Source organism: Capnocytophaga sp. H2931, assembly GCF_002302535.1.
Classification (GTDB): Bacteria; Bacteroidota; Bacteroidia; order Flavobacteriales; family Flavobacteriaceae; genus Capnocytophaga; species Capnocytophaga canis.
On the sequence record NZ_CP022381.1, the window covers coordinates 1,403,617 to 1,429,652 of the forward strand.

At 35.6% G+C, this 26,036-nt stretch carries 19 protein-coding genes and 1 pseudogene; 13 read left to right on the forward strand and 7 right to left on the reverse strand.

The genetic code is table 11. From position 1 onward, the window contains the following. Positions 1 to 16: 16 nt before the first annotated feature. From CGC52_RS05970 to CGC52_RS05995, 6 genes and pseudogenes are all read left to right on the forward strand, one after another. Positions 17 to 508, forward strand: a pseudogene (locus CGC52_RS05970) (restriction endonuclease subunit S); the annotation flags it as partial. A 257-nt stretch (positions 509 to 765) separates the two neighbouring features. Then, positions 766 to 1,467, forward strand: coding sequence for a DUF6261 family protein (locus CGC52_RS05975; protein ID WP_095893736.1), 702 nt, complete (start codon positions 766 to 768; stop codon positions 1,465 to 1,467). 288 nt (positions 1,468 to 1,755) lie between these two features. Then, the gene (locus tag CGC52_RS05980; RefSeq protein WP_095894477.1) at positions 1,756 to 4,710 is read left to right on the forward strand and encodes a DEAD/DEAH box helicase family protein; all 2,955 of its coding nucleotides are present in this window, start codon (positions 1,756 to 1,758) and stop codon (positions 4,708 to 4,710) included. Positions 4,711 to 4,752: 42 nt separating this feature from the next. Continuing rightward, positions 4,753 to 5,751 carry a virulence RhuM family protein gene (locus tag CGC52_RS05985; protein WP_095893737.1) on the forward strand — a complete coding sequence of 333 codons (999 nt, stop codon included), beginning with the start codon at positions 4,753 to 4,755 and terminating at the stop codon, positions 5,749 to 5,751. A 28-nt stretch (positions 5,752 to 5,779) separates the two neighbouring features. Further along, a complete protein-coding gene (locus tag CGC52_RS05990; RefSeq protein WP_042347462.1) occupies positions 5,780 to 6,604 on the forward strand; it encodes a Bro-N domain-containing protein in 825 nt (274 codons plus the stop codon). After that, positions 6,601 to 8,490 (forward strand): site-specific DNA-methyltransferase, encoded by a 1,890-nt coding sequence (locus CGC52_RS05995; RefSeq protein WP_095893738.1) that lies wholly within the window; start codon positions 6,601 to 6,603, stop codon positions 8,488 to 8,490. Before CGC52_RS05990 ends, CGC52_RS05995 begins: the two co-directional genes overlap by 4 nt. 68 nt (positions 8,491 to 8,558) lie before the next feature. Here the strand turns inward: CGC52_RS05995 and CGC52_RS06000 are convergent, their stop codons facing one another. The 5 genes from CGC52_RS06000 to CGC52_RS06020 all read right to left on the reverse strand — a co-directional run bounded on the left by CGC52_RS06000 (position 8,559) and on the right by CGC52_RS06020 (position 13,302). After that, complete coding sequence (locus CGC52_RS06000; RefSeq protein ID WP_095893739.1) at positions 8,559 to 9,539, reverse strand: UDP-glucuronic acid decarboxylase family protein; 981 nt, start codon at positions 9,537 to 9,539, stop codon at positions 8,559 to 8,561. Between the two features lie 441 nt (positions 9,540 to 9,980). Next, a complete protein-coding gene (locus CGC52_RS06005) occupies positions 9,981 to 10,676 on the reverse strand; it encodes a uroporphyrinogen-III synthase (RefSeq protein WP_095893740.1) in 696 nt (231 codons plus the stop codon). Between the two features lie 128 nt (positions 10,677 to 10,804). Next, entirely contained in the window at positions 10,805 to 11,938 is a 1,134-nt protein-coding gene (folK, locus tag CGC52_RS06010) for a 2-amino-4-hydroxy-6-hydroxymethyldihydropteridine diphosphokinase (protein ID WP_095893741.1), read from the reverse strand. A gap of 180 nt (positions 11,939 to 12,118) precedes the next feature. Further along, positions 12,119 to 12,799 carry an OmpA family protein gene (locus CGC52_RS06015; RefSeq protein WP_042005741.1) on the reverse strand — a complete coding sequence of 227 codons (681 nt, stop codon included), beginning with the start codon at positions 12,797 to 12,799 and terminating at the stop codon, positions 12,119 to 12,121. A 29-nt stretch (positions 12,800 to 12,828) separates the two neighbouring features. Next, a complete protein-coding gene (locus CGC52_RS06020) occupies positions 12,829 to 13,302 on the reverse strand; it encodes a lipocalin family protein (protein WP_042005743.1) in 474 nt (157 codons plus the stop codon). A gap of 188 nt (positions 13,303 to 13,490) precedes the next feature. On the opposite strand from CGC52_RS06020, the gene CGC52_RS06025 reads away from it, so the two are divergent. Further along, positions 13,491 to 14,975 (forward strand): cellulose synthase family protein, encoded by a 1,485-nt coding sequence (locus tag CGC52_RS06025; RefSeq protein ID WP_095893742.1) that lies wholly within the window; start codon positions 13,491 to 13,493, stop codon positions 14,973 to 14,975. Positions 14,976 to 15,077: 102 nt separating this feature from the next. On the opposite strand, the gene CGC52_RS06030 is transcribed toward CGC52_RS06025, so the two are convergent. Together CGC52_RS06030 and CGC52_RS06035 are read right to left on the reverse strand one after the other, a co-directional pair. After that, positions 15,078 to 15,764: a transporter gene (locus CGC52_RS06030; RefSeq protein WP_095893743.1), complete on the reverse strand. Its 687-nt coding sequence runs from the start codon at positions 15,762 to 15,764 to the stop codon at positions 15,078 to 15,080. A gap of 156 nt (positions 15,765 to 15,920) precedes the next feature. Next, positions 15,921 to 16,292, reverse strand: a complete 372-nt coding sequence (locus CGC52_RS06035) for a hypothetical protein (RefSeq protein WP_095893744.1) — start codon at positions 16,290 to 16,292, stop codon at positions 15,921 to 15,923. Positions 16,293 to 16,672: 380 nt separating this feature from the next. Here CGC52_RS06035 and CGC52_RS06040 point away from each other — a divergent pair, with 380 nt between their 5' ends. The 6 genes from CGC52_RS06040 (at position 16,673) to CGC52_RS06065 (ending at position 25,971) form a co-directional block, all read left to right on the forward strand. After that, positions 16,673 to 19,357, forward strand: a complete 2,685-nt coding sequence (locus CGC52_RS06040) for a TonB-dependent receptor (protein ID WP_095893745.1) — start codon at positions 16,673 to 16,675, stop codon at positions 19,355 to 19,357. A 107-nt stretch (positions 19,358 to 19,464) separates the two neighbouring features. Further along, on the forward strand, positions 19,465 to 20,640 hold the full coding sequence (locus tag CGC52_RS06045) for a hypothetical protein (RefSeq protein WP_095893746.1): 1,176 nt from the start codon (positions 19,465 to 19,467) through the stop codon (positions 20,638 to 20,640). 360 nt (positions 20,641 to 21,000) lie between these two features. Beyond that, positions 21,001 to 24,258 carry a type I restriction-modification system endonuclease gene (hsdR, locus tag CGC52_RS06050; protein WP_095893747.1) on the forward strand — a complete coding sequence of 1,086 codons (3,258 nt, stop codon included), beginning with the start codon at positions 21,001 to 21,003 and terminating at the stop codon, positions 24,256 to 24,258. A 34-nt stretch (positions 24,259 to 24,292) separates the two neighbouring features. Further along, positions 24,293 to 24,649, forward strand: coding sequence for a four helix bundle protein (locus CGC52_RS06055; RefSeq protein ID WP_095893748.1), 357 nt, complete (start codon positions 24,293 to 24,295; stop codon positions 24,647 to 24,649). A 90-nt stretch (positions 24,650 to 24,739) separates the two neighbouring features. Further along, positions 24,740 to 25,528 carry a hypothetical protein gene (locus tag CGC52_RS06060; RefSeq protein ID WP_095893749.1) on the forward strand — a complete coding sequence of 263 codons (789 nt, stop codon included), beginning with the start codon at positions 24,740 to 24,742 and terminating at the stop codon, positions 25,526 to 25,528. Further along, complete coding sequence (locus CGC52_RS06065; protein ID WP_095893750.1) at positions 25,528 to 25,971, forward strand: hypothetical protein; 444 nt, start codon at positions 25,528 to 25,530, stop codon at positions 25,969 to 25,971. Before CGC52_RS06060 ends, CGC52_RS06065 begins: the two co-directional genes overlap by 1 nt. Positions 25,972 to 26,036: the final 65 nt, after the last annotated feature.

A 26,036-nucleotide genomic window follows, 5' to 3' on the forward strand; every position in this document is an offset into this window, starting at 1 on the left:
TCTTGAAGGTTGGAAAGAGTTTTTTATAGGAGGAAAAGAAGGCTTATTTGAAATTAAAGCAACCAAAAGTGGTATTGATAAAAATAAACTAAATCTCCAAGAAGGAGATATACCATATATAACAAGAAGTGAGGTAGATAATGGTATAAACCTATTTGTAGGTGATAAACAAAAAGAAAAATATCAGAGAGATGAGGGGAATGTTATTACAATAGGACTTGATACTCAAACTGTATTTTATCAGAAAAATAGTTTTTACACAGGACAAAATATTCAGGTTTTAAGGAATGAAAACTTGAATAAATATACAGCGATGTTTGTAATTCCTCTATTGAAAATTCAAATGCAAAAATTTTCTTGGGGAGGTAATGGGGCTACATTAGGGAGGTTAAACAGAACCAAAATCCTCCTCCCGACTAAAAACAATGATATTGATTGGCAAGGAATGGAAGATTTTATCAAACAAAAAGAATTAGAAAAAATAGTAGAGGTATTAAAGTATTATTAAAAGTAATTTTATTAAAACTATTTCCCTATATTTGTGGCTGTTATGATTTCATAAATCATAAAGCGTAAGTAAAAGTATAGAATTATGAACACATAAAAACTCCAACGGAAATATGGGCGACCAATTATGAACGCATAATTAACTAAAAACAGAAGAAAACAATCCATTATGAATGCATAAATGTTTGGAAAGGGAACAAAGCAAGTGTTTATGCAAACATACACCATAAAAAATACAATCACTTAATTTTACCAATTATGAAAAATTTACATTTCAACTCCAGAATTACCGAAGTGGGCGATGTTGCCAACCGATTGGCGGTTCTTTACAAAGGTACTGCTACTTTGCAGGACGATGCGTTTTTGAAAAACCTTCTTTCGGAAATACAAACCCAAGGCGATGCCATTACCGAAGCCATAAAAAAAGACAAAGCTGTATCGAAACTCGAAGATGCTGATGCCGAGCGTGACCAAGCCATTCGTGTGTTGGACAAAATGCTCAAAGCCTATGAGGTGTTTCCGGTGGAAAATACCAAAGCTCACGGGCAGAAAATTGCCACCATTTTCAAGAAATACGGCGTAAAAATCACTGAAGAGAACTATTCCAGCGAGTCGAACCTGATTGATTCGTTGCTCAAAGACTTGTCGGCAAGTGAAGTTCAGGCATCTGTGACAGCACTTTCGGGAGTGAGCGAGGCGATTGCACAAATCCGCACCACGCAGGAGGAATTTGCCAGATTACGTCTGCAATACGAGGAAGCATTTACCGAAAACCTTTCAAAAGTTAGTGCTAGTAGCCTCCGCAAACCGCTTTTGGGATTGATAAACAAAAAGTTGATTCCGTATTTGGTAGCAATGATGCTCGTTGATGAAGCAAAATACACCGCTTTTGTGAGTGAAACATCCAAAATCATCGACGATATGAACGAGGTGGTCAAAGCCCGAGGCAAGAAAAAATAATTGTATATAATCAAATGTTCATTTGACCCTTTTTTTTGTTTTGATAGAGGTAGAAAAATTGTAAACCACATAGAAATATAGAGTAAAATCTATGTATCTATGTGGTTTAACTATAAATAGTACCCAAAATAATATTTAACGTGTTTAACTTTTTCCGCTCATAATTTTCTTCTTTACATCATAATTTTGCAAGTACAGCTTTTCCGTTGTAAATTTGTCGAGGTTGAAAAGATAAGCACTTTGTCAAAGTTCGAAACCTTGACAAAGTATAAAAAATATGATAGTGAAATGAAACTAAAACAATTTCAATACGAAACGCAATCTTATCAGGAAGATTGTATCCGTAATATTGTGCAGATTTTTGAAAATTTGTCCCAACAAAAGCCTTTTGACAATCTACAAGAGCAGGAACAAAAGCAAAAACTTTTTGAAAAAACACTTACCGAACACAAAAACAAAAATCAATACTCTTTTTCTGTACAAAATGCCAAAAACATCGATATACTGATGGAAACAGGTACAGGAAAAACCTTTACTTTCATCAAAACGATTTTTGAACTGAATCGAAATTTTGGTTACCAAAAATTCATTATTCTCATTCCCACGGTGCCCATTCGCGAGGGAACGAAAACCAATTTGGAAGATACCAAAGCCTATTTCAAAGGGTTGTATGCCAATGAAAAGGAAAAAGAAATAGAAGTGTTTACTTACGAGGGCGGAAACATTTCGGCGGTCAATAATTTTATTCATTCACAACATTTGTCGGTGTTGATAATGACGCCAAGCTCCTTTTCGAGCAAGGATAATATTTTGAACAGACCTTTGGAACGCGAAATCAATAATTTATTCACTTACCAAAATCCAATCCAAACGCCCAAAACCTATTTGGAGTGTCTCAAACAGCTCAATCCGATTGTGATAATGGACGAACCCCACCGATTTGACGGCGATGCATTTAAAAAGTATTTCGAAGGGTTTAATAATTATTACTTGCGTTTTGGGGCGACTTTTCCACGAAAAAAAGACAGCGTACAGCTCTCCAATGTGGCGTATATGTTGGATAGTATTTCGTCTTTTCGCCAAAATTTGGTAAAGAAAATCGTGGTCTATACCCAAGATATTGTAGAGCGTATAGATACACTTGTGAGTATTGAGAAAAAAGGTTCCAAAAACATCGCTTTGATTGACACACTTAGCAATGGAACCATTGTGCGAAGAGAAGTAGGCGTGGGCGGAACATTTAATGAGGTAACTATCAAGAAAATCAACAAAGACAATATCGTATTGGAAAATGATACTATTGAAAAAGTAGATTATTCCCTTACAGATGAGTCGCTCCGTGCGATGATTTCAAAAACTATCGAGATTCATTTTCAAAAAGAACAGATGCTTTTTGAGCAGGGTATCAAAGCCCTGTCCTTGTTTTTTATCGAAAGTGATACCCGCTTGTTTCGTGGCGATAATCCGAAAATTAAAATCATTTTTGAAGAAGAATTTAAAAAGAAATATGACGAGGTTATCGCTACCCTTGATGCCAATTCAGCCTACTATCACTATCTGAAAAACAGCTTTGATACGGACGGAAATTTGCAAGTGCATAAAGGGTATTTTTCGGGCGACAAAGGAAATACCGACCAAAAAGTAAAAGCAGGGGTAGATGAAATCTTGCGAGACAAGAAAAAACTTTTGTCCTTTGAGAGCCCTACGCGTTTTATTTTCTCCATTTGGGCGTTACAAGAGGGGTGGGACAATCCCAATGTATTTACCATTTGCAAACTCTCTAACCAAGGAAGCGAAATCTCTAAACTGCAACAGATAGGACGTGGGTTGCGTATCTGTGTGGACCAAAATCTGCAACGAAAAACTTTTAAAAATCTCAATAACAATCAAGAGGAATTTTGGAAAATCAACAATTTAGATGTTGTCGTATCGAGCAAAGAACAAGGATTTGTAGAAGATATTCAAAAAGAAATTTTAAGTAATTCGTTTCTTGTTTCTGAAAATTTTACCGAAAAAGAAATCATTCATATTTTAAAAGAAAAAACCACTTTTGATGATGATACTATTGATTTTTTGATCAATGATGTTTTGCGAGGCGAAAAATTGATTGTGCGTAAAGCGATTATTGATGGAGAACGCATCTTCGAAAAAGCCGATAATTTTGTTACGCTACTCAAAGAGCAAAATCTTCCTGCCGAGCAAGAAAAAGCCCTGTTACATGTGTTTGTCTCACCTAAGGAGCTGAATACTTTTATAGATAATGGCAACAATAAATCAGGAGATAAGAAAAAAATATTCATCAAGCAAAACCATTTGCAGGAGTTCAAAACCCTTTGGAATACCATCAGCCAAAATGCCTTTTATGTATTGGATACATTGGACGAAAAAAGACAACAGCAACTCATTGAAAATATCAAGACCGATATAGAAAATTTGCAAATCCATCAAGTCTTGTTACAAACCAAAAGAGAAATTCTCAATGTAGATAAAATAGACCGAAAAGATGCCATTACTACCGAAATAGTGGGAGTGCAACAGCGTAAAAATCAAGTGGATATTTTGAGAATGGTACAATGGATAGCCAATAAAACCAAAACGCCACTTGCCTTTGTAGTACAGATTTTTAATGCGTTGAACGAGGTGTTTAAAACCCAAACCATTGCCAATAATCCTGCACAAGTGCAAAAGGAAATCGTAAAAATCATAGAAGACAATCTCATCAATACTATAAAAGCCCATATCCGATACGACGGCATCAGCGGGAAAGCCCTTGCCAATGTATTTCAAACGGAAAATGACAAAACCTATCTCAAAGAAGGGAGTGTAGGCAAATTCCAAAAGGATATTGATACAGATTTTGCCCTCAAAGAAAAATGGATTTTTGAGGAAGTCATCGAGTACGATAGCGAGTTTGAATTGGAAGTGATAGAAAGAGACCCCAATATTTCGGAAATAGCCATTTTTGGGAAGTTGCCAAAACTCAAAATCAAAACTCCTTTGGGCGAGTACAACCCTGATTTTTGCTACGCCATTAAAGGCGAACAAGGCAATAAAGTGTTTTTGGTGGTAGAAGCAAAAGGCTATGAAACCTCTGGCGATATTTCTAAAAAGGAAAAAGCTAAAATCGATTTTGCTAAAAAATATTTTGAGAAACTCAATGAATATTACAAAAAACAAAATATAAAAATCTCCTTTAAAGAACGAATAAAAGGACAGCAATTATCGGCGTTAGTAAAAGGGTAAGTTTTAGCACTTTGTCAAAGTCTGAAAAATAGTAAAAAGAAAATGGAAAACCAAAATAAACAAATCATCATCTACCAAACCACAGAAGACAACCAGCTGAAAGTGCGTTTGGAAGACGAAAATATTTGGCTTACTCAACAGCAATTAGTAGAGCTTTACCAAACAAGTAAATCGAATGTAAGTGAGCATATTAGTCATATATTTGAGGAAGGAGAATTGCAGGAAAATTCAGTTGTTCGGAAATTCCGAACAACTGCCACCGATGGCAAAACCTACAATGTAGTGCATTACAACCTCGATATGATTATCTCCTTAGGCTATCGTATCAAATCGCACATTGCTACTAAATTCCGTATTTGGGCTACAGAGCGTCTCAAAGAATACATCGTAAAAGGCTTTACCCTCAATGACGAACGCCTGAAAAACCTCGGCGGTGGCAATCATTGGAAAGAACTTTTAGACAGAATCCGCGATATTCGTTCGTCCGAAAAAGTAATGTATCGGCAAGTACTGGACTTGTACGCCACCGCTACCGACTACGACCCCAAGAGCAAAGTGAGTCAAGATTTTTTCAAAATCGTGCAGAACAAACTCCACTACGCCGCACACGGCAACACCGCAAGCGAAGTGATTTATTATCGCGTGGATAGCAACAAACCCTTTGCTGGGCTAATGAATTTCAAAGGCTCACAACCCACACAAGCCGAAGCAATGATTGCCAAAAATTACCTCAAAGAGCAAGAACTCAAAGTACTCAACAATTTGGTAGCGGCGTATTTTGATTTGGCAGAGCTCAACGCCATCGAAGAGCGAGAAATGAAAATGGCAGATTATGTACGAGAGCTAGACAATATCCTCTCCTCTACAGGGCGAAAAATCCTGACCGATGCAGGAAAAATCTCCACCGATAAAGCCAAAGAAAAAGCCCTCACCGAATACCGAAAGTACAACGCCAAAACGCTTTCTAGCGTAGAGGAAAGCTATCTAGAAACCCTCCATCAATTGGAAAAACAAGCCAAAAAAGAAAGCAGGAAGAAATAATTGAGTAACCTTTTAAAACATTAAAACAATGCAAGAAATAAAACTATTTGAAACCAAAAAAGTCCGTAGCCATTACAACGAACAAGAGGAAGTATGGTATTTCTCAATCATTGATATTGTAGGAATACTTACTGACCAGCCACATTATCAAGGGGCGAGGAATTATTGGAAAGTGCTAAAAAATAGACTTATAAAAGAAGGAAACGAAACGGTTACAAATTGTAACCAGTTGAAATTGGAAGCTGAAGATGGCAAGATGCGTAAGACCGATGTAGGCAATGTAGAGCAAATTTTCCGCCTTATTCAGTCTATACCCAGCCCCAAAGCAGAACCCTTTAAACAATGGTTGGCAAAAGTGGGGTACGAACGCCTTCAAGAAATTCAAGACCCCAGCCAAAGCATAGACCGAGCCAGAGAAAATTGGCAAAAAATGGGGCGTTCCGAAAAGTGGATTCAACAGCGAATGACAGGGCAAGAAACCCGCAACAAGCTCACCGATTATTGGAAGGAATCAGGCATAGAAGAAAAGAAAGATTTTGCGTATTTGACTAACATTATACACCAAGAATGGACAGGGCTAAGTGTGAAAAAACACAAAGAACTCAAAGGACTTAAAAGTCAAAACTTACGAGACCATATGAGTGAGGCAGAGCTACTTTTTACCGCTTTGGCTGAACTTTCTACGAGGCAAATTGCTGAAAGTGAAAACGCAAAGGGAGTAAACCAAAACGCCCAAGCCAGTAAAAAAGGTGGAGCAATTGCCAAAAATGCACGAAAAGAACTAGAACAAAAAACAGGAAAAAGCGTAATAACAGGTGAAAATTTTCTACCACCGAAAAAAGAAAAAAAATGAACGATAAACAAACATTCATAAACGCTGGATTTTCCGTATTAAACACCGAAAACACGGAAAATAAATTAGTACAATTCATCAAAGAACACTATCCATCTGTACTGAAAGATGGCAAACTCAACCTTGCCGAACTCAAAGCCGTTTTGGGATTGCCCATTGACGAAAAAGTAAACGGCTATGGGCTGAACTTTGTAGGGCGTGGCGTGGCTCGTGCCAAATACGCACAAGAAACCCAAAAGGAACTTTTGCTTAACCGAAAATTGAGTAAAAACACCGATACCACCCAAAATATGGTACTCAAAGGCGATAATCTCGACAGCCTCAAACTCCTAAAACCCCATTACAGCGGAAAGATAAAGTGCATCTACATAGACCCACCCTACAATACCAGCAGTGATGAGTTTGTTTATCCCGATAAGTTTGACCGCCACGAAGCCGAAGTATTGGGCATTGCCGAAAGCCTTTCTGATGAGGATTTTGACCGAATGGAATTTTCCTTTAAAACCAAAAAAAGCCACAACGGATGGCTTGCCTTTATGTACCCACGCCTTTTGTTGGCACGAGACCTACTCGCAAAAGACGGCGTAATCTTTATCTCTATTGACGACAACGAACAAGCCAACCTCAAAATCCTTTGCGATGAAATCTTTGGGGAAGAAAATTTTGTGGCGGATTTTATTCGTAAAACAAAGTCCACAACAAATGACGCAAAAACTGGCGTAAATTATCAACACGAATTTTTACTATGTTATGCTAAAAATATCGAAAAAATAGACCGTCTGAAGGGAGGTCTTAAAGATACTACAAAATATACCAATCCAGACAATGACCCTAATGGCAGGTGGGCTGTTACTGACCCATCAGCCAAGTCTGGGAGCTTTCAAAATGGTTATTTCCCAGTAATTAACCCTTATACAGGTAAGGAAGATTATCCACCAAAAGGAATGTTTTGGAGGTTTTCTAAAAACACGATTCAAAAACACATAGATGAAGGACGTATCTGTTTTAAAAAAGAACATAAACCCGATGAAAGAGGATTTATCTATAAAAGATATTTAAAGGACCTTAAAACTTTGGATAGTACATTGGATAGTTTGAACTTTACAGATAACAAGTATATGAACCAAGTAGCCACCAAAGAATTAAAAGAAATGGAATTGGTAGAGTATTTTTCTTATCCAAAGGGAGTTAAATTTGTATACGATATTATAAGTTCTTGTACCCAAGACAATGATATCATCCTTGATTTTTTCGCAGGTTCGGGCACCACGGGACACGCCGTAATGGCACTTAATGCCGAAGATGGGGGTAACCGCAAGTTTATCCTTTGTCAGATAGACGAGCCTATCGCCGAGGGTAAGCCTGCCTATCAGTTTTGTATAGACAACGACCTACCGCCTGTAATATCCAGCATCACCATCGAGCGTTTGAGGAGAGTATCCTCCCTAAATCCCTCCGAAGGAGGGACTTCTAATAAAGGAAAAGCTCCCTCTCTTTCGGAGAGGGTGGGGGGAGAGGAATTGGGCGAGGACTACGGCTTTAAAGTCTTTGACCATACCAACGCCCCAAAACTCACCCAAGACAAAAACGGACAAATCGTGTTGCCCACCCTACACAACGATGCCCTTTCGCGTATCTATACAATGATTTTCAAAGTAGGTTTAGACGAGCCAAGCCATACACCACAAGAGGTTTTAGAGAATTGTATCTATAAAATTGATAATCATTATTATATTACCAACAGTCAACGCATTAGTGAAGATTATTTTGCTAACGTCATTAAAGATATTTCCAAAAATAACGGTAAAATCTTTGTAGATGGGTGGACGACAAGTCTCAACGCTACGATACAATACTACAAAGAAGAAATACAAATTGTATTTTAGTGTAGAGATGAGACACGTCTCTTTTTTACCAACGCCAGAAGAGTTGAATTTTTTATGATTAGTGGAGGTTATAAATAATTTTCAAAATTTCGATGTTCCTTTTTAAGAAGTTCTTCTTTAGGTAATGATTTGAAGTAGTTATACGTTCGTAGCATCCCTTCTTTTCGGCTTATACGAGGTTCCCAGCCCAGAATTTCCCGTGCTTTGCTAATATCGGGTTGTCGTTGTAGAGGATCATTTTCTGGTAGAGGTAGATAAGTGATTTTCTGTTGAGTTTGAGTAATTTCTAAAATTTCTTGTGCGAATTGATTGATAGAAATTTCTTCTGGATTACCGATGTTTATAGGATAAATATAGTCGCTCATCAGTAATCGAAAAATACCTTCAATTTGGTCACTTACGTAACAGAAAGAACGTGTTTGCTCTCCATTGCCAAAAATGGTAAGGTCTTCACCTCGAAGCACTTGTCCGATAAAAGCAGGTATTACGCGTCCATCATTGAGTCGCATACGTTCCCCATACGTGTTGAAAATCCGCGCGATACGTGTTTCCAATCCGTAAGAACGATGGTATGCCATAGTGATGGATTCCATGAAACGTTTGGCTTCGTCATATACTCCACGAGGCCCAATAGTGCTTACATTTCCGTAGTATTCCTCCGATTGCGGATGCACCAAGGGGTCTCCATAAACTTCAGAGGTCGAAGCTATTAGGATACGAGCTTTTTTATTTTTGGCCAATTCCAATAAATTGTATGTGCCGATAGAACCTACTTTGAGCGTGTGTATAGGTATTTTGAGATAATCAATTGGACTTGCAGGAGAGGCAAAATGTAGGATATAATCTAAATTTCCTGGAACGTGTACAAATTTGGTTACGTCGTAATGTTGAAATTCGAAGTTAGGGTCAGGTAACAGATGCTCTATGTTTTTGATGTCTCCGGTGATTAAATTATCCATAGCGATGACATAAAAACCCTCTGTAAGGAAACGTTCGCATAGATGCGAACCTAAAAAACCTGCTCCGCCCGTGATAAGTACTTTTTTCATTGCTTTATTTTTTCACGAAGGCAAAGATACGGAAAACAAATTATTTTAAATTCACTACACATATAAACTTTCAGCAAACCAAAGAAGGAATGGCGAATCAAAATTCTCAATATGAAAAACTTGTAAGTCATATTCTCAAATTATATTTCTTCAATGAAATATTCTAAAAAATAATCAAAAAAAGGTAATTTGAGACGTTTTTATGAGAATATTTTATTCATTCAATTGTAAAAAATGTTAATTTTACTATAAAATTCGCTATAATATGTGGATTGATAAAAAATAACACTATCTTTGCAACGAAAAATTAAAGTTAATTTAAAATCTCCTTGTAAGAAATTCTTTCTGCAAAAGTCTAAAGAGATGATTACAGAAATTTAGATGTTTGAATATGAAAAAATAAACGAAAGATTTCAAACAGGAGATTTTTTTTAAAAGTCGTTAAATGGCTTTGCCATCATTAACTTCTCTATAATCCTTCTCAAAATATCCAGTACACGCATCTATAACACAATCAATCGTAGGCTTCTTGGCAATAACTACGTTTTTTGTGTATTTCGATGCCTCATTAGCTGTGGTTGTCCCAATACAAAAGCAAATTTGATCCGAAATGAGGTTTTTCTGCATATAACTTATCACACCTGAGGGACTAAAGAATAGAATAGCTTTGATAGGAATCTCAATTTTACGAGAACAAAAATTTGTGCGATATACTTCGTATTCTTTATGTGTTATATTGTTGTTTTTTAATATATTAGGTAGTACATCTCTACGCAGATTTCCACAGAAAAATGTGATGTTATCTTCAGTGTGATTTTGCAGTATATAGTCTCCTAATTCCGTTGCATATTCTCTATAACAAAGTACTTTCCAACCATTTCTTGTCAATAAATCAGCTGTTTTTTCACCTACACAGATTGTTGTAATTTGCTTCAGAGAGTCAATATTTCTGTTTCTGAGTATACTCTTCACAGCGTTTTGACTCGTAAAAAGCAAAAGATTTCCTATTCTGTCCAATTGAATATCAATATATTCAGTAGTAATAAAATCCCATTCTACCAACTGATACCCCTTGTTTAATAATCTATTTTGTTGGTCAAGATTTAATTTTTTTGTTGATAAAACAGGTGTAAGCATATAATAATCAGAGTTTTATGTTGTGACTTGAAACGAAAATTACACCGTTCAAAATAGTAATGTAATTTTACCTCCAATTCAATATTTTATCGTCAGAAGGAGTTGCTAAAAGCTGAGGTTTTACGTTTCTATTTTGAAAAATTGCTTATTTTTTGAATTATATAATCGTAATCTTCCTTATTTTTGACAAAATCCAAGCACGTAATGTCAATAATAAGTGTATTTTCCATATTACTTTGTTGAATAAACGATAAATACTCTTCCTGAATACGTTTTAGATAGTCCGCAGATATGTTTTTCTCATAAGATCGTCCTCTTTTTGCGATATTTTCAATCAATCTGTCTGTATTTTGGTATAAATATACGTATAAATCGGGTTTTATAATTTGATTATGCAGTATGTAAAACAATTTTCTGTATAGAATAAATTCATCTTCGGTTAGGGTGACTTTTGAGAAAATTAAAGATTTAAAAATATCGTAGTCAGATACCACAAATTGCTTGAATAGATCCAACTGCATCAATTTTTCAGAAACGGCCTGATACCTTTCCGTAAGAAAGGACATTTCAAGAGTGAACCCATAACGTTTTGGGTTTTCATAAAACTTTGGTAAAAACGGATTGTCGGAAAAGCGTTCTAAAATGAGTTTTGCGTTGAAATCTTCTGCAATTTTGGTTGCTAAGGTTGTCTTTCCTGCTCCAATGTTTCCTTCAATGGCAATATAATTGTAGTTCGCAAAAGGCGAATTGAATCTTGGAGAGATAAGTTTTTTAGTTATTTTTTGGATATCCGAAGTGTCGGATGTCTCATCTTTTAGCGTTGCGATGCTCTTCTGAATTACAGGATGTTTTTTTTCTGAAGCAATTTCTGCTAACGGAAACAAAACAAATTTACGATTTGGAAGCTGTGGGTGTGGAATAGTCAATTCGTTCGTATTCAATGTGATGTCATCGAAAAGTAATATATCCAGATCGATGCATCGCGATTGATACCCCTTTTTTAAGCTCGACCGAACTCTTCCGAGCTGCCTCTCAATATTCAAAAGTTCTGTCAAAACCTCGGTAGGTGTCAACCAAGTTTTTAACAATAAGCATACATTGAAAAACGCTTCACCTTCAAAACCCCATGAAGGCGTTTCATAAATTGATGAAATATTCCTTACGCTTCCTATTTTTTCATTTATAGCGTTTACAGCATCTTGCAGAAATCTTTTCCTGTCGCCAATATTACTTCCTAATGATATGTAAACCTCGTGCATCATACGAGGGCAAAGTTACGAAATTTGACCGTAACATAAATTTAAACGAGGATGTTTTTTATTCGGTTGGAACTGTACTTGTAAATCTCTTCTCTTGATTGTATGTAAGGTTGTAAAAAAGAAACTGTTCGAAAATTTTCGAACAGTTTCCCTCTTTAATTTTACGTTTAAAAATATTTAGAATTATTGTCCTGCTTCTTTTTGAGCTTGTTCCTTCATTTTTTCGTTTGGAACAATTACCACATTCACACGTCTGTTTTTAGCACGACCTTCAGCAGTAGAGTTGTCGTGTGTCGGTTGTTCTTCTCCAAACCATTTTGTAGTGAAACGATCTGATTTTAAACCTTGTTTAATGAAGTAATCTGTCACAGATTTTGCTCTTCTTTCGGATAATTTCATGTTATAAGTATCACTTCCTGAGCTATCTGTGTGTCCGATAATAATTACATTAGTCTCAACATACTCTTTAAGTACATCGACTAACTTGTTCAATGTTTCTTGTGAAGCCACATTCACATCCGATTTGTTAGTATCGAAATAAACACCACTGTTTTCATCAAACGTTACGATGATTCCATCATCAACACGTTTTACTTCAGCTCCAGGAATTTCTTCTTCAATCTTTTTAGCTTGTTTATCCATCTGGTTTCCGATAACAGCTCCTGCTGCACCACCAACCACCGTTCCGATAACGGCTCCGATTTCACTGCTACCTCCTTTGACATTATTTCCTAAGATAGCTCCCAATAAAGCTCCTCCGGCTGCTCCTACTACTGCTGCACGTTGTGTTTTGTTCGAGTTATTGTAGGCATCACACCCCATTAACATAGTTGCAGAAAGCAACACGATTCCTATTTTTTTCATCTGTTTAAAAGTCTATTTAAGTTTTTTAGCTATTTTACAAAGTTCATCGAAATAACAAAAGGCTTACCATCAACGCGTAAGGTCTGTTCCCAAGTCATTTTATCGTCAGAAAGATATGCCAAGTGCATACGAATCCCCTGATTCGTTTCCGACTGATATTTTTCATTGGTTGGTTTCAGTAAAAAATCGTAATAGCCTGATGACTTATCAATTTCTTGTACTGTGAAAACGAAGTTACGTTGTCCCGTTGAACAATCTCCATTCTCAATCGAATATGTTCCACGATTGTTGTTCGGAACGAATTTCCATTTACTTCCCTCGAAACATTCTTTGGAAGTGTCGTTCAACAAAGTGATGTCATATTTTCCTGTTTGGTTGTAGGTTACGGATTCCAATATCCACTCCCCTTTAATTGTTTTGTTTGCGACTCTTGATTCCTTGGGTTTGTTCCCTCCACAAGCAACCAAAAGCATGGCAAACAATAGAAATGTAAATTTCTTCATCTTTTTTTCGTGTTATATTAGTGAGGCAAAGATAAGCATTGTTTTTTAGTTCGTAGAATAATTAACGAAAAATTAACTGATTAGAGAATTAATTTCTCATTTTCTTCCAAAAAAATACAGAAAAAATCTCAGCGTAAGACAAAATACATATCTTTGCAAAATATTTCTTACTAACATTTGAGTACCCTATGGAGTTGATTATCAATTACACCCTTGTTGCGATTTACGCAGTGGCATTAATACTGATTTTTTTGTATAGCCTCTCAATGCTTAATCTATTATTCAATTATCTGAAACACAGAAAACAAAATGATGAGTCACCCAAATTCAATCTGCTCGATCCTAAGGAAATACCGTATGTAACGATTCAGTTACCTTTGTACAATGAAAAATATGTAGTAAAACGGTTGTTGGAAAATATCGCCCAATTGGAGTACCCAAAAAATAAATTGGAAATACAGGTTTTGGATGATTCTACGGATGAGTCTGTGATTGAAACAGCTGTTATTGTGGAAGACCTTCAAAAAACAGGGTTAGATATTCAGCATATTCGCCGAGCCAATCGCCAAGGCTTTAAAGCAGGAGCTTTGAAGGAAGGAACGGCTATAGCGAAAGGAGATTTCATTGCTATTTTTGATGCGGATTTTATGCCACAGCCCGATTGGCTAAAAAAAACAATCATTTACTTCAAGGATCCTGAAATAGGCGTAGTTCAAACTCGTTGGGGGCATCTAAACCGAAACTACTCCATCCTAACTAGGATTCAAGCCTTGGCCTTAGATGTTCATTTTACATTGGAACAAGTAGGTCGAAGCTCAAAAGGACATTTCATAAACTTCAACGGAACGGCGGGTATTTGGAGGAAGGAATGTATTTATGATGCGGGAAATTGGGAAGGCGACACCCTAACCGAAGACTTAGACCTCAGCTATCGCGCACAACTTAAAAATTGGAAATTCAAATATTTAGAAGATGTTGAAACTCCTGCTGAGTTGCCTGTGGTTATTTCAGCAGCTCGTTCGCAACAGTTCCGTTGGAACAAAGGAGGAGCTGAAAATTTCAGAAAATCGATGATGCGAGTGCTGTCTTCAAAAAATATTGGTTGGAAAACCAAATTCCATGGAGTGATGCATTTGCTTAATAGCTCAATGTTTCTGTGGGTATTCATCGTTTCGATACTCAGTATTCCCGTACTTTACATCAAAAATACCTATGGGCATTTGGATTGGCTATTTCAAATAACCAGTTTCTTTATTCTAAGTACCATTATCCTTTTTATTTGCTATTGGGTAACCTATAAAAATCTGCAAGGCAAAACCTTCGACGATTTCCTGAGTTATGTCACACTATTTTTTACATTTTTCTCAGTAGCATTAGGATTTTCATTCCACAATACTATTGCTGTTTTGGAAGGGCATACTGGTAAAAAAAGTGAGTTTGTGAGAACTCCTAAGTTTAATATCAGTTCACTTTCCGATAGTTGGAAAAACAACAAATATATCAATACAAAACTGTCTCCAAACATGATTTTTGAATTCATGCTGATGATATATTTCATTTTCGGATTGTACAGTGCCGTTCGATTGAATGATTTCGGGATGTTCCCTTTCCATTGTATGCTAACATTAGGATTCGGGTTTGTTTTTTTCAAGTCGTTGACTTCAAAAGCATAATACATCCTACCTAAGGATTGCGAACGGAATCACTTTGTGATTTCTGACTTATAGGATCTGTCTTTAGTTTTCTTTCACACAGAGTTTTTAGGGTTGCCTCAATCAAAAGAGGTACGAAAACCCCGTGGTTACAAAAAAGTCCGCTGAAGAACTGAACAAAGCACGTCCAAAAGCAACATCTATCTGAAATTTAGGGTTCAACATATATAAAACTCCTGTGTCAATGTTGTGTGAAGGGAGTGTTTCTGTATTGAAAACAGCAAAATATTCTACAAAAAGATATACTTCTTTCAAAGGAGCATATCCTACTTGGAATGTGGTGGTTAGGTTCTGAAACTTTTCTGCTGTCCCGATATTGTATGCCAGTAAAAATTGTTCTGATAAGGTGTTTTCAAAGGCTAAACATACATCGGGTTTAAAGGTTTTGTCTCTGAAATCATATCCTCCATATCCAACCAAGGTGATTGATGGAATCCATTCATTTTCAGATAATAGATGTTGTTTTACGCTTACAAAAAGATTGCCAACTTGCCACTTTTCACTCTTTATTTTTGAAATATCCGTGGAAAAACGTACTTCTGTTCCTTGCCATAAACCATAGCGTAGCATCAAATTATCTGCAAAAGAATTCTCTGCGAACGTAAATCCGTTCTCAAACTGTAATTTCTTGGGAGATAGTGTATAGACCCCTTCACTCTGGTCTGGTCGATCGGTATTGATTTCGTCCAAATCTTGTGCTAAAATAGGTATACTACTGATAATTAGTATAATAAAAAATAATTGTTTCATTCTTATATGGAATTTATTATTTTGAGGCGTGGAGTGAAAGTAGTAACGGGGGCAAAGCTAGTATTTAAAAATCAAGTAAACAAAATTCCAGAATTTTTGGGGTGAAAATATTCTATTGTGCTGATTAAATGCTATTACCCTTTATGCAGAAACTTATTATTTTACCAATTTGAAACTGATTACGTTGAAGATAGTACCTCCGTTGACGATGCTGTGATCAATTTCCTTACATGAAGGTGTGACAGATTCATAACCCGAAGGTAATTCACAACAGATTTTGTACACATAGGTGTCATTTTGGATTGTATAGTTAAACTCTCCTTTATGATTGGTATGAATCGTCTCATAGTTCGAATATCTCGTCGCAGCGTAATGTCCTATCTTCCCACGTAAAATTTGAATCTTGACATTTGATATTCCTTCTCCAGATTCGTTCGACACTTTTCCTGATACGTATATTCGTAAATCTTGTTCTTTACTGCTACAGCCTAAAATGGCACAACAGATTGCTAATAAAAAGAATTTCATATTTTTAATAATCTTTTTTGTAATAAAAATGCGTTGATAAAGTATTATCAAGTTCTCAGTTCAATTGTAAACTTAATCGTAACTGATTTTTTTGAATCAGTTTTTAAGTTTTTACCTCATAAACATTCCTTACTTTTGGCAAAGAAAACAAAAAACAAGATAGAAACAAAGTGAAAATTAATTTTTGTTATCATTTGCGCATAGAATAAACGATAAAACTACTTCATTTTAAACAAGGACAACAATTACGTTTTTCCTTAACATTTCCTTAAACTTTTGATTACTTGTCAGTAATAATTTCGTGATGTTTTTATAATATACTCATTACGTTCATTTTACATTTACACTGTAGTTTTGCCACAGAAAAAAATGATAATAGTATGAACAAAATTTTATGCGTTTTTTCCATGTTTTTGGTTACTATGCTCAGTGCTCAAACCAAAACAGGAGTGGCAGGAGTAGTGACCGATCAAGAAATGGACGGAGAGCCATTGTCATTTGCCAGTGTGATTGTTAAGGGTACAAGTAGAGGAACAACTACTGACCTTCACGGAAAGTTTGATTTGAATTTAGAGGCCGGGGATTATACGCTATTGGTAAGTTTTATGGGGTATGAAGAAAAAGAAATTCCGGTGAAGGTAGAGACAGGAAAGAGACTACAAATCGAAGTCGGTTTAAACTCTGCAGGAGTTGGTTTGGAAGAGGTCGTAGTACAATGGAATGTTAATAGAGAGGCGGAAAGCGTACTTTTGGTTGAGCAGAAAAATGCTGTTTTGATGAAACAAGCTATTGGAGCTCAAGAACTTTCCAGAAAGGGAGTCAGTGATGCGGAAGGTGCGGTTACAAAAATATCCGGAATTTCAAAGCAAGAAGGAGTAAAAAGCGTATTTGTCAGAGGCTTAGGAGATAGATACAACGCGACCACTTTAAATGGATTCCCAATTCCTTCGGAAGATCCTGAATATAAGAATATTTCATTGGATTTCTTTACTACGGATATTATCCAAAGTATTGGTATAGACAAAGTTTTTGGAGTGGGAACCTTATCAGACGTAGGAGGGGCTACCATAAACATAACGTCAAAAGAATTGGTAAATGACAGCGAATTGAAAATGGATCTTTCCCTTGGGATGAACACTCAGGTTATGAGGTCAGATACTTTTCTTGAACAACAAGGAATCAATTCATTAGGATTTTCTAACAGAAAAAAACCTTCTACAAACTTGAATGTATATGAATTTGCAAATAGTTTAGATCCTTCGCAATCTAAATTCCTGATAAATACAGGTATTGGATTTTCAGGTGGAAAAAAAATGATGCTTGGACACCATCCGCTGTCAATTTATGGAGTGTTTTCACACAGCAGTGACTATTCCTTTACGGAAGAAATCATACGAAATACAACCACCGAAGGAACTATTTTCCTTGATCAAAAAGGTAAAAAGTATTCAAAGAAAATCAATCAATTAGGGCTTTTAAATGCTAATTATACGATAGATAATCTTCAGTTAAGATATAATCTTATGTTGGTTCATGCTAATAATCAGTATGTTGGGATTTATGAAGGCAAAAATTCAGAGCGATACCAAGATGCGTACGATGATACCTATTTGGGTTATTTAGTCCGACAACAAAATAATGATAATATGTTGATAACAAATCAATTATTATCTGACTGGAAACTGAATGAAAAATCGGTTATCAATCTCGGAATTGCGTATAATTCTCTAAAAGGATTGGAGCCCGACAGACGGATAAATAATTTTTCAAAAATTTCTGATTCAAACCATTACAAACTTACAGGTAGCACAGGGCGACAACAACGGTATTTCATTGAATTGAAAGAAAATGATTTGAATACAAAGTTAGAATATACTTATAGATTTAACTCACAAGAAAAGGTTTCTAATTGGAAAATTGGATATAATGGACGATTCTTAACAACTGATTTCGAAGCGATTGAGTACGATTTGTCATCACAACAATTATTAAATATTAATTCTTATAAATTAGATCAATTATATAATCAAGCGAACTTAAATGCAGGTTTATTCCAATTGGATAGAAACTTTGACCGATATGATGTAAGTAAATTTATCCATTCGTTTTATAGCGAGTTTACCTATCAGATTGATCCAAAATTTGTCCTAAATGCAGGATTGAAAGGAGAGAATGTGGATATGAAAGTGAGTTATAACGTAAACCGCGGAGGTACTAAAGGGGATACTGAAATAACTAAATTATATATTCTTCCTGCGCTGAACTTGAAATATGACATACACTCAAAACATGCACTACGTTTTGGGGTTAGCAAAACATACACGATGCCACAGTCGAAAGAAATCTCCCCCTATGTGTATATCGATGTTAGTTTTAAAAGTCAAGGAAATAAAGACTTAAAACCTTCGGACAATTACAATGTGGATTTGAAATGGGATTATTATATCAATGGAAATGAATTGTTCTCGTTATCAGGGTTTTATAAATATGTTGTTAGTCCCATTGCTCGGGTTGAAGAAGGAGGCTCAGGAGGCTATTTGACTTATAGAAATATTAGTGACTACGCTACTTTCGCAGGAATAGAACTTGAACTAAGGAAGAATTTGTTTCAAACTGAAAGCGAACTCTCTAACCAAAAATGGTCTTTTGGATGGAATGCTTCATTGATTTTCACCGAGTTAAACATAAATGTTGCTAATACACAAGCTCGTAAAACTCAATTGGAAGGAGCAGCTCCTTTTATTACAAATGCTGATCTGACATACAGTTTGCAGAAGAATAATAAGAACTTTACTGCTTCAATGGTATTCAATTATTTTAGTGATAGAATCTATACCATTGGAACCTTACAGTACAAAGATATTATCGAAAAGGGAGTACCTACAATGGATTTTGTTGCTTCTTTAGACCTTACAGAACGACTTTCATTGAAATTAAAAACCAAGAACATATTCAATTCAAAAAGAGAACTAAGTAGAAAAGCCACCAATAATGATGGAAACATCATCCTAAATACATACCAACGCGGTGTTGACTTTAATCTTGGGTTATCGTACAAATTTTAACCATATACTGATGGGGAACCAAATTTGTTCAGATAATAAACGAGGTATTTATGCCAAATAAAAACATTTTAAACATCATAAAAATAGTATAATTAATAAACATAACAATGAAAACAAAAACTTTCAAAATTGGAACTTTAATTGCCTTAACAGGTTTAACACTAATTTCGTGTAACAAGAGTGATAAAGAGGAGGAAACACCCCTTGAAAACACGTATTTAAAAGGCGAAGTAACCCAAAACCGCACGTTAGATGCTTCCAAAACTTATATTTTGGATGGATCACTGATTGTTAAAGATGGAGCGGTGCTTAATATTCCTGCTGGAACGGTCATCAAAGCAAATAAGGGGTTTGATAAATATATCTTAGTATTGCAGGGTGGAAAATTGAACATACAAGGAACCGCCGAAAACCCTGTGAAAATGACCGCGAATGCTCCGCAAGGAACTGCCAAAGCGGGGTATTGGGGAGGGTTGATAATCAATGGAAAAGCAAGGCTTTCTGGCGATTGGACTGCAGGTGTTCCTCAGGGAAGCACTGAAATTGATAGCAGTATTCCTTACGGTGGAACGATGGATAATGACAATTCAGGAACGATTCAGTATCTGATTTTGGAATATACGGGAGCTCGTTCAAACGCTGATGTAGAACATAATGGATTGACACTTAACGGAGTAGGTTCAGGGACAACTGTTGAAAATGTATATGTCTATGAATGTGCCGATGACGGAATAGAATTTTTCGGAGGTTCGGTGAGTGTTAAAAACTTACTTTGTGTCAATACGGATGATGACATGTTTGACATGACTCAAGGTTGGAATGGAACTTTAGAGAATTGTTACGGTTTGTGGCAAGGGGATTTTTCGAGTTCAGAGTCGGATCCTCGTGGCGTAGAGGCCGATGGAAATTTGGATGGAGCAAACCCAACGCATACACATCAGTCTGATTTTACAATTAAAAACATGACTATCGACCTCAAAATCGCTAAAAGTACAGATGTAGCTAAAGTAATGCAAGATGTCATCAAAGTACGTCGTGGAGCAAAAGCTACGATTGATAACGTGCTTGTTAAAGGAACAGGGCAGGTAATCGACCTTGTTGATTTGAAAGACGGAAAAGGGGGCGGTGTTGCTATGGTTTCATTGACAAACTCTTTAACAACAGCTATTTCAGGAAAGGAATCTAATATGGATGCAGATAACATCAATTCTCAAATCACAATTAAAGACTCAAACAAAGGTTGTTCAACATCTATTTTTGGTTGGACAAGATATAACTTTTAAGGTTGCTTCAAGTTAATTTTCCTTCATAAGCGTGAACAACAATCCCACACGGATTGTTGTTCTTTTTATAATTCTAATTGATAGTTAGTTATACTGTTTGCTTTTGAGTTACTATAAAACGTATCTCTTAAAATTTGAAATATAGAAAGCAATTAATAACCCGATTGTTTTTGTTAAACTTATTTGTTTTGGGGTGTATTTCAGAAAGATTTTTATAGTTAGAAAAGTAGCTTTCATATCGACAAAAAATTATATTTCTCAAAAGGATTTTATTCAAATAATTTGTACTTTTGTGGCTTTATTTCCGATAAATTTACATTATGGGAAGTTCTTCTGAATTAACCGCTCAAAAATAAAACTATGACCTCTAACTTTATATTTCTACGAGAAGACCATAATTTACTATACAATATCGCCTATTTATCTGAAAAAAATCTCTATTCCGACCCCAACACTTGTATGTTCAAACTTCGGCAATTTAGCGAGGTGATGGTCAATGAAATTTTTCAAATCGAACATATTCCGATTCCCACAGAGCATAATCAGGCTACTAAAATCAATACGCTCAAAAGAGAAGGCATTATAGAGCCTATCATTGCCGACCTTTTTCATCAACTGCGACTCAAGGGAAATGATGCCGTGCATTCGGTGTACGCCTCGCAAGAAGCCGCCGCGACTTTGCTCAGAATCGCTTACCAATTGGCTCGTTGGTTTGCTTTGGCTTATGGCGAGGGTACCAAGGGGCATTCGGAATTTGTATTGTCTGAAAAACATAGCATCTCCGTAGAGGATTTGAAAGCGGAAAAAGAAGCCCAAGAAAAACAGATAGAGTCCCTTCAAAATCAGTTATTTGAACTTCAAAAACAGAAAGAATATTTAGAGGAAAGCCAATCCAAAGAATTTTTATCGGCACAAAAAGAACGCGTGAAACAATCGCAAAAATACGCGAGTCAGCTCAATCTTTCTGAAGAGGAAACGCGAAAAATCATTGACGCTCAACTGCAAGAAGCGGGTTGGCAAGCCGATTCTATCCTCCTAAAATATTCGCAAGGCACTCGCCCCGAAAAAGGAAAAAATATAGCCATTGCCGAATTTCCCACCGATAAAGGTAATGCCGATTACGCCCTATTTGCAGGTTTGAAATTAGTCGGAATTGTAGAAGCCAAACCCGAACACAAAGACATTTCCGCCATCATCGCCAATCAGTGTAAGGATTACGCAACACACATCAAATCAGAACATTCTGAATACATTATTTCTCAATGGGGAGCTTATCAAGTGCCTTTTGTCTTTGCTACCAATGGCAGAAAATATTTAAAGCAGTTGGAGACCAAATCGGGCATTTGGTTTTTGGACACACGCCGAAATGATAACATTCCTAAGGCATTACAAAGTTGGAAAAGTCCGCAAGGCTTATTGGAAGATTTGGAAAAAGACATCGAAAAAGCGAACCAAAAACTCGCCGAAACGCCTTACGAATTATTGAGAGACAAAGACGGACTCAACTTGCGTGAGTACCAAATAAAAGCCATAGAAACCACTGAAAGAGAATTACTTAAAGGCAAATCATCAATTTTGCTTTCAATGGCGACAGGCACAGGGAAAACGCGTACCATTTTGGCGATGATGTATCGTTTTTTGAAAACCCAACGCTTCAAACGTATTTTGTTTTTGGTGGATAGAACCTCGCTTGGCGAACAAGCACACGATGTATTCAAAGAAGTGCGATTGGAGGATTTGCAAACTTTGGATAACATTTACAATATCAAAGGATTGGAAGACAAAAACATTGAGCGAGAAACCAAAATTCATTTGAGTACGGTACAGGCGATGGTCAAACGGATTTTATACAACGAAGGCGAATATATCCCGTCGGTTTCCGATTATGATTTGATTATCATTGATGAAGCCCACCGAGGCTATACCCTTGATAAAGAGATGGCTGACGATGAAATGGAGTTCCGCAATCAGGACGATTTTGTCAGCAAATACCGAAGCGTGATTGATTATTTCGATGCCGTGAAAATCGCCGTTACCGCCACTCCTGCCCTCCATACCACCGAAATTTTCGGAAAACCCGTGTTTGAATACTCGTATCGTGAGGCGGTTTTGGACGGATTTTTAGTGGATTATAATCTTCCACACCAAATCGTTACGCAGTTGCGAAAAGAAGGCATTCATTACCAAAAAGGAGATACCATTCAAATTTTTGACCCTGAAAAAAATGAAATTACCGACTTTTCAGAAATTGAAGACGAACTTGATTTTGACATCGAACAATTTAATAAAAAAATCATTGTTGAGGATTTTAACCGAGTGGTACTCAATGAAATCGCCCAAGACCTCGACCCCGAAGGACAAGGAAAAACGCTGATTTTTGCCGTAGATGACCAACACGCCGACCTCATCGTAAAAATTCTGAAAGAAATTTACGCTGAGCAAGGCATTGATAATGATGCGGTAAAGAAAATCACGGGAAGTATAGGCGATAAGAAACGCGTTTCAGAAGCCATCAAGCAATTTAAAAACGAAAAATATCCGAATATTGCCGTTACGGTGGATTTGCTCACCACAGGAATTGATGTACCTGAAATCACCTCGTTGGTGTTTTTACGCCGTGTGAAATCAAGGATTTTGTTTGAACAAATGTTGGGTAGAGCCACGCGTCTTTGTCCAAAAATCAATAAAGAAAACTTTGAAATTTACGATCCTGTGGGCGTTTTTGAAAGCATTGTAGATTTTACGAAAATGACGCCCGTAGTTGCCAATCCGTCCGCTTCTTTTGAGGATATTATCAATGGAATTGACCACGGCGACGAGGCTTCTTCGGTGAAAAAATATGTAAATCAGCTCATCGGAAGATTGCAAAGACGAGCTAAAAACATCACAAAACAAGACGAAGATTATTTCCTTAATTTACAGAAAATAACACCGCAGGAGTTTATCCGAGAACTGAAAGAACAACCCATTAATGAGGTAAAAATCTTTATCCAAAACCATAAAAAAGCGATTGAATTCTTATTTCATTCCAAATCAAAATCAAATCATTACAAAATCATCAGCGATAAAACCGACCAAGTTGCCGAACGCTACCAAGGCTACGGTGGAACGGAACAACGCCCCGAGGATTACATCGAAGCCTTCAGAGCTTTTATCACAGAAAATCAAAACCAAATAGCCGCTCTCAACATCCTCTGCACCCGACCAAAGGAGCTGACACGCAACGAACTGAGAAGCCTCCGATTGGAAATGGAGCAGGCGGGCTATTCCATTAGGGAAATCAACCACGCTTGGAACAAAGCCAAAAATGTGGACATCACCACGGATATTATCGGCATCGTTCGTACTTTGGCGTTGGGTAATGCTTTGGTAGATTATGCCGTTCGCTTGGAAAATGCGTTTAAGAAGCTCAAAATCCATCGTCAATTCACAAAAATTGAAGAAAAATGGCTCGACCGCATCGAAAAATACCTCATCAAAGAACAATTTATCGACCACGAAAGTTTTAACACGGGAGCATTCAAAAACGAAGGTGGCTACGAAAAAATCAACAAAGCCTTTAAAAATCAGTTAGATGAAATTGTAGATGAGCTGAAGGAGTATCTTTTTGTTGTTTAATTGTAAATTATAAATTGTAAATGGTTAATTATAAATGAAAGAGAATATTATCAAAGATAAAAGTTTTGCTTTTGCTATTCGTATTGTAAAACTTTATCAATATTTACAAGATAGCAAGAAGGAATTTGTTTTGTCTAAACAATTATTAAGAAGTGGCACGAGTGTAGGAGCAATGGTACGAGAGGCAGAGCATTCTGAATCTACCAATGATTTTGTTCATAAACTTTCCATTGCTCAGAAGGAAATTAACGAAGTGTTATATTGGTTAGAATTGTTATTTGCAACTGAATATATCAATAAAACTGAATATGAAAGCATAAATAACGATGCTGTTGAAATCATAAAAATAATCACAAAAATATTAAAAACCACGAAGAAAAAACATTTATAATTGTAAATTGTTAATTATAAATGATTAATGATTAATAGTTTTACAGGATTGTAGAGAAAAAATATTGAAAATATATAAAATACAAAAATTATGTCTGATAAACTATCATTTTATTTCTTGCAACTGATAGAGGAAGCTAATAATGGAATTGAAAGATTTAAAACAATCAATGAAAACACCTTCGATAAATTAGAAGATTATTTTCATATTTTGCACAATGAAATATTCTACGAAATAATCGTTTCAAAGCATTCTGATTATATATGGATTAATATAGATTATGGTAATCCTATGCCAAAAGATGAGAATCTTACTAACATAATTACAGGTAATAAACTACCAAACAAAAGAGAAGATGATGAAGTAGAGCTTACAAGTCAGTTATTTATATTATATCATTATAAAAATAATGTTCTTTACATTTCGAATATAAAAAAAATGAAGTTTATAAATGAAATTTTATCACAAAAACTTGATAAAAAATTTATTGTGAAAAAACATTTAAAAACTCAAGATGAATTTATCAAAACTCTAAAATCTGTATCAGAAATAAGTTTTACAGATGTGAATAATTTATTCAATGATAATGAGCAAAGAAAAGCTTTAAAAGATTTGACAGGAACTGATGCTCCTGAAAAATTTAAAATAACTGCTCATTATTCCAACAACTTTCTCAATATCAATTTTTTAAAAAAATTACTAAACAAACGAGGAACAAATTCTTCGTCATTAGTTATTAAAGGTACAGACGAAAATAATTTTAACTTTGTATATAATCAACATAATTTTGTGAAGTTAACTGAAATTAATTGCAAGAGAAAATCAAATGGAAAGTTTGATTCAGAAGATGTATTGAATAACCTATTAAAAAGTATATAATGAAAGGAAAAGACAAACAAAAATTGATAATTATAATAATAACATCTATATTATTAGGATATTTTGTTATTCCATTTTCATTTGATGGTTATTCAGATATTATTACTTTTTTATCAATTATGATAGGTTTCAAAATAACATCTTTTTCGTTAGTTTTTAATTCCAAATTAAAAAAATTACTTTACGATAGAAAAATTAAAAATTATGAAACAGAGTTGCATAGGATAATGTACTTGTATAAGGCTTCTATATATTTTGAAGTTATTTCTGTCATAATAATTTTTATCATACCAGAATTTTATTATGAAATGAATATCAGAAGTTTTAGATTAGAATTTGGAAAAAATTTAGTTGTTTTACCTATTTTATTAGGTTCACTTTTTTGTTTTAAAGTATTGTTTGATGATTTATTAAAGATATTCACATATCCAACAAATGAATAAATACAAGGAAAAAAGCAGAGAAAAATATACTAAAACTCAATTTCGGAGATGAATACAACTAACAA

Coding starts and splice junctions, on each gene's coding strand:
- CGC52_RS05975 (WP_095893736.1), top strand. CDS start 766: ATGAAAAATTTACATTTCAACTCCAGAATTACCGAAGTGGGCGATGTT.
- CGC52_RS05980 (WP_095894477.1), top strand. CDS start 1,756: ATGAAACTAAAACAATTTCAATACGAAACGCAATCTTATCAGGAAGAT.
- CGC52_RS05985 (WP_095893737.1), top strand. CDS start 4,753: ATGGAAAACCAAAATAAACAAATCATCATCTACCAAACCACAGAAGAC.
- CGC52_RS05990 (WP_042347462.1), top strand. CDS start 5,780: ATGCAAGAAATAAAACTATTTGAAACCAAAAAAGTCCGTAGCCATTAC.
- CGC52_RS05995 (WP_095893738.1), top strand. CDS start 6,601: ATGAACGATAAACAAACATTCATAAACGCTGGATTTTCCGTATTAAAC.
- CGC52_RS06000 (WP_095893739.1), bottom strand. CDS start 9,539: ATGAAAAAAGTACTTATCACGGGCGGAGCAGGTTTTTTAGGTTCGCAT.
- CGC52_RS06005 (WP_095893740.1), bottom strand. CDS start 10,676: ATGCTTACACCTGTTTTATCAACAAAAAAATTAAATCTTGACCAACAA.
- folK (WP_095893741.1), bottom strand. CDS start 11,938: ATGATGCACGAGGTTTACATATCATTAGGAAGTAATATTGGCGACAGG.
- CGC52_RS06015 (WP_042005741.1), bottom strand. CDS start 12,799: ATGAAAAAAATAGGAATCGTGTTGCTTTCTGCAACTATGTTAATGGGG.
- CGC52_RS06020 (WP_042005743.1), bottom strand. CDS start 13,302: ATGAAGAAATTTACATTTCTATTGTTTGCCATGCTTTTGGTTGCTTGT.
- CGC52_RS06025 (WP_095893742.1), top strand. CDS start 13,491: ATGGAGTTGATTATCAATTACACCCTTGTTGCGATTTACGCAGTGGCA.
- CGC52_RS06030 (WP_095893743.1), bottom strand. CDS start 15,764: ATGAAACAATTATTTTTTATTATACTAATTATCAGTAGTATACCTATT.
- CGC52_RS06035 (WP_095893744.1), bottom strand. CDS start 16,292: ATGAAATTCTTTTTATTAGCAATCTGTTGTGCCATTTTAGGCTGTAGC.
- CGC52_RS06040 (WP_095893745.1), top strand. CDS start 16,673: ATGAACAAAATTTTATGCGTTTTTTCCATGTTTTTGGTTACTATGCTC.
- CGC52_RS06045 (WP_095893746.1), top strand. CDS start 19,465: ATGAAAACAAAAACTTTCAAAATTGGAACTTTAATTGCCTTAACAGGT.
- hsdR (WP_095893747.1), top strand. CDS start 21,001: ATGACCTCTAACTTTATATTTCTACGAGAAGACCATAATTTACTATAC.
- CGC52_RS06055 (WP_095893748.1), top strand. CDS start 24,293: ATGAAAGAGAATATTATCAAAGATAAAAGTTTTGCTTTTGCTATTCGT.
- CGC52_RS06060 (WP_095893749.1), top strand. CDS start 24,740: ATGTCTGATAAACTATCATTTTATTTCTTGCAACTGATAGAGGAAGCT.
- CGC52_RS06065 (WP_095893750.1), top strand. CDS start 25,528: ATGAAAGGAAAAGACAAACAAAAATTGATAATTATAATAATAACATCT.